Source organism: Planktothrix sp. FACHB-1355 (genome assembly GCF_014748295.1).
In the GTDB taxonomy this organism is placed as follows: domain Bacteria; phylum Cyanobacteriota; class Cyanobacteriia; order Cyanobacteriales; family Aerosakkonemataceae; genus Aerosakkonema; species Aerosakkonema funiforme_A.
This window is the reverse complement of record NZ_JACJUP010000492.1, coordinates 1-4,615: the sequence shown is the minus strand read 5'-3', so window position 1 is coordinate 4,615 and position 4,615 is coordinate 1. Positions and strand designations below refer to the sequence as shown.

Annotated in this window: 4 protein-coding genes; all 4 read right to left on the bottom strand. The window is 42.4% G+C overall.

What is annotated here, in order from left to right:
* The coding region (locus tag H6S82_RS19095) for an MFS transporter (protein ID WP_191056562.1) at window positions 1-1,083 on the bottom strand (1,083 nt) is incomplete at its 3' end.
* Between the two features lie 215 nt (window positions 1,084-1,298).
* A complete protein-coding gene (locus H6S82_RS19090) occupies window positions 1,299-3,140 on the bottom strand; it encodes a hypothetical protein (RefSeq protein ID WP_199317917.1) in 1,842 nt (613 codons plus the stop codon).
* Window positions 3,141-3,413: 273 nt separating this feature from the next.
* Window positions 3,414-3,722, bottom strand: coding sequence for a hypothetical protein (locus H6S82_RS19085; protein WP_190466423.1), 309 nt, complete (start codon window positions 3,720-3,722; stop codon window positions 3,414-3,416).
* 433 nt (window positions 3,723-4,155) lie between these two features.
* On the bottom strand, window positions 4,156-4,615 hold a 460-nt coding region (locus tag H6S82_RS19080), incomplete at its 5' end, for a hypothetical protein (protein WP_191056561.1).

Sequence of the window (4,615 nt, the reverse complement as noted above, 5' to 3'; positions counted from 1 at the left end):
CGGTAAATAATAGCTGAAACTGCCAAAAATGCCAAAAACACTCAGACCGATGAAAAAGAAGAGATAAAGTTGTACTTCCGGAGGTATTGAAAGCCCAAAGATAATTAAAATGGCAGCTGAAGAAAGAAAGAAGTAGAGAGAAAACATTATCTTGCGCCCTAATAATTTGGCAACAACAGCTGTCAAAAGCGTGCCGATCAAAGAGCCCAGAGTAAGACAATTGCTAGCGATCGTTTTCCATTGTTCGATCAGCACTTGCGTAGCCGTTGCATCCAAACTCCTTTCTAAAGCTACCGACTGAGCCAATCCAGCAGCAACAACTGGAATAAAAGAACCGCAAATCGAACCAGTTACGATCGCAGTAATTGCCAAAAGCAAGCCGCTAATCGTTGCAGGCAGATTTTCGGGGTTGAAAAGTTCGCGAATCCGGGGAGGAGCGATTTTTCCGGCATTTTTGAGCCAAACTTCCGGTTCTTTAACAAATAAACGCACGATCGCCGCCACCACAGCCGGAATCAAACCGCACATAAATATATAGCGCCAAGAAACTTCAGGGCTTTGCGGCAATAACATCCCAGCGATCGCGAAATTAACGCAAGTTGCCAAAAAGTGTCCTGCTGGCGCAGCGGTACACAATAAAGCAGCCGCTTCTACCCGCCGTTTTTCCGGCATTACTTCCGCCACCATTGTCACTCCAGCAGCCCATTCTCCGCCAATTCCCAAGCTAGCGAGAAATCGGCAAAGCATCAAAATCCAGATATTCGGGGCGAAAGCGCAGCTAGCCGTTCCTAAAGAATAGATAAGTATCGTCAGCAGCAGCGTTTTAGTGCGACCGATGCGATCGGCCAATTTTCCGAACATCACCCCACCAATTGCCCAACCTAACAGCAAAACCGAAGTCATCACTCCAGTCCAGTAAAACGTTGCTGCTTTGGCTTCCGGCGAACCAATAGTCAAATTTAACAAAGTTGGCACGCAATTGGGAGCAACGTAATTAAATAGGATGAAGTCAAACAAATCGAAACCCCAACCCAGCCACGCTGCAAACAGTACAGTCCATTGGTAACGACTCAAACCCAGCATTTTGATTTCAGCAGGTAATTGCTTTTGTGATTTTCTAGTTAATTTAACAAAGATCGTTGATGATATTCTTTACACTCGATCGCTCAGAGAGAAGGGAGAGATTTCACAGGTGAGTGGGGGAGCGGGGGGGTGAGAGAATTAATCTTTTCCCTTTTCCCTTTTCCCTTTTCCCTCTTCCCTCTCCCTCTTCCCTAACTCCCAGCCCCCTAATTTCCTCAGCTTTGATCGTCAGCCAAAGTAATCAGCGAATCATTGATAGTCAGATAAAGCAGCCTATCCATACTCGGTACTAAATAGATACCGAAATTCTTATCTTTATCCTGGGCTTGAGCAGCAATTCTAACGCCAATACAAACTTCGTCTCGATGTTGTGCCGCCAGTACGCAGTCAGCAAACGTTAGTCTACCGAGCTTTTGGACTGGGAAGTAAAGCGATGCTGGCTTGATATAAAGTTCGCTACCATCTGCGGAAAACAAATCCTGATAGATTGACATCACATCAGGTTCCTGGGATACCTGCGCTAAGATTTTAGAGACAAATTGATTGGTGAGAAGAAAGTCTTTCACACCTGCTTGGATTACCAGGTCAGTATTTTCTGAGTCAATAATTTCGGCAATCAAATTGGTAGTGACTTTGTTTCCAGTTTCAGCCATATATTCTTTAAAAATTTGTCGGATTTCCAACAATATGGCGAGCGTCTTCGCATCAATTTCCTCGATATTCTCGCCACTTCCAGCCAAAATGGATATGGTGTGATATTCATAGGGTTTTAACTGCTTCAGATCCTCTATAGAATCCAAATTTATTCGCAGCACTTCCATTTTGATGTGGGGGTAATTCTTCGCAAGAATCTCAAATTCTGTTTTAATATCGTTCGTTAAATCCTCTACTATGAGATTAACGTGCGAATGTTCGAGTACATATTCCGCATATTCTTTAAGAGCGATCGAAGTTTTGCTGTTCCAACCGATAATAAGATACTTTTCAGATTTTCGTTCTAGTGTTGTCCAGTAATTGGCATAGCCGAGATCTTGAGGCTGCACTACAGGTTCTGGATAAAACTGGATAGTTGAGTCATCTTCTGCCAGTATGATAACTTCATCATCTTCTGCTAACTTATAATCTTTGCTCGGTTTTAGTATCAAGTTGCCATCTGCGTGACGCACGCCAATTGGTATCCCATTCCGGAAATGAAATGGCAATTCTGTAAAGGTTATTTTCGGCCAAATTGAATCGTGACGATAGAAATAGAATTCGTTGCCTTCAAAACCTACTAAGTTTAAATATACTGTTGCCAGTCCTACACTCCGGGAAGTTTGCACTAATATCCGAGCTAAAATATCTGCTTCATTAAGAGTAGTGACTGATTTTGTAGCGATGTTTTCAGCTAGGCGTCGATATTTTTCCGAGTGTAATTCCACGACAATTTGTGGCAAGTTTTCTTCTCCATTAGCAGCCACAACTGCCAGGATAGCCTTAACCACCCGCGCATCTGATAAAATTTTAAATTGCTCTGTATCTGATGGTTTAGCATCGTTTAATATCACAACCGATTTAGCTACTTCTACTCCTACTTTTTTAAGATTATTTAAACTGGTGATTGCACCATTACGAGTAACTACTCGCGTTGTTTTTAGTTCTGTGATGTTATTGCGAATAAAATCATCCATATTCTCCTTATCTTTCTCGGACAGAATCACAACTGCTGCGTCTGGTTCTGATTCGTTACCCACCACTAATTCTTTAATAATATCTGCGATGCGATCGCTGAATCCCAAAATCAAGGTATGATTTTCTTCAACTACGATGCTTTTGCCCTTACGCAGCAACTGGAGTCTGTATTCAAATTGTTGAGTAATGAAAGCCACCAAGCTGGAAAATAACACTAAACCTATGAGAATGGTAATGACTCCCACAAACTTAGCAGCAAGATTGGCATCGTCTCCAGCATCTCTTAGACCGATCAGTTGAACAAAAACTTCCCAGGATAAATCCGGAGAATATTCTGCATCTTTATTGGGAAAAAATTGATCGGCAGCGTAACGCGCTGCTGTCATTAGAGCAAAAGCGGCAAAAAATACTGACAATAAGGCCAGAAAGACTGAGAATCCTCCTTTCGACATAAAGTTGTCGAAATTATACTGTAAGCGCTTTTGCCAAGAGACTTTATTGCGAGAATGTTTACTGCTGTTTTCTAGCAAAATTACTGCTAACCTCCAAATCAGAATTCGGCCTAATCAAATATTACAATAATTTTTGTAACGTTAGCTCGCTGGCTGACTGCTGGGGCAGGCATAAATCCCAGAATAACCCCTTTGCAGACTTGCTCGTTACACCACAAGGTTAAGCGGGCAGAATGTCAATAGGAATTGCTGCCTATAGCAAAATTTGCAAAGAACCTGTAGTCCGGAGACAATTTCGCCGGCTGCAAAAGGGGTGATGCTGAAAGGCGCGTTTGTCATTTCGCGGATGCGCTTGCAAACGCTGTTTGCGCCTCCGTAGATTGTTTCCAGGGATTTAGGCCCACTCGTGGCCATTCGCCATCTTATGGTTGGTAGGGCGTTGGTTGCACCGGTAGTCGCGGTCGTCTTGCTACAAGCCGCGATCGCTGCTTTGCCAAAAAACTTTCGCCGTTTCATCTTTGGGAACACAAAATATAGCTAGGGGTTAGGGCGTCGGGGCTAGGGGCTAGGGCTTAGGGGCTAGAGCCTAGCTTGGAGAGAGAGTGTCAATTGCATCTACTGAGGTGATTTGCTTGCCTCAGAAAAATGGTATCTAAAATCACCAATACTTTATCAGCATACCGTAATTTTTCCTGCAATTTTACCCCAGTTATCTTTGTTGTATCTACTTGACTAAACTGTGAATTTGTGTTTGCCTTTAGCAAGTAGGTGGGCGTAAATAAACTGAACTCCCAGAAACCGGGTTTCTCGAACAATACCTTCGTGAAAATTAAAAATGCCTTGATTGGTAGATTGGGCTTCGCTTCACTCAACCCAACCTACTCAGAAACGGCGAAGGTATTGTAATTATAGAAAGATTTTCGTCTATAAGTCCTTGCTTATGTTAAGTTTACTTGAAAATATCGTTTCGTATCCTTTTCATACCTTTAAGAGTAACTTGGAATGGAACCGACCATAAATTGTCCAACCCCCAGACCTCTTGTAAATATTTGGGAAAACCCATAATCTTAAATTTCAACCCACTACTTTGAACTGACTTCAAATATTGAGAATATCTGATGATGAAAGTTTTGATGACAGGCAGCGGTTCCCCGGCGCTTACTCGCTCCTCCATAAGTTCAAAAGCTGAAGGTTTCAAATCTCGAACTTTTTTGATAATTTCGCCGGGAATAGGTGCTAATAGTAACTCAGACAATATCGCTACCATCTTTTGTAAAGGCAAAATAAATCGATACTTTTCCGCATCAGCCACTATAACATCCCAATCGATTGAATCGGCAAATGAGTTAATAATTGTCATTCCATCAGCTACCAAACGAATTGGTGGAACTAAATGCCATATCGTTCCC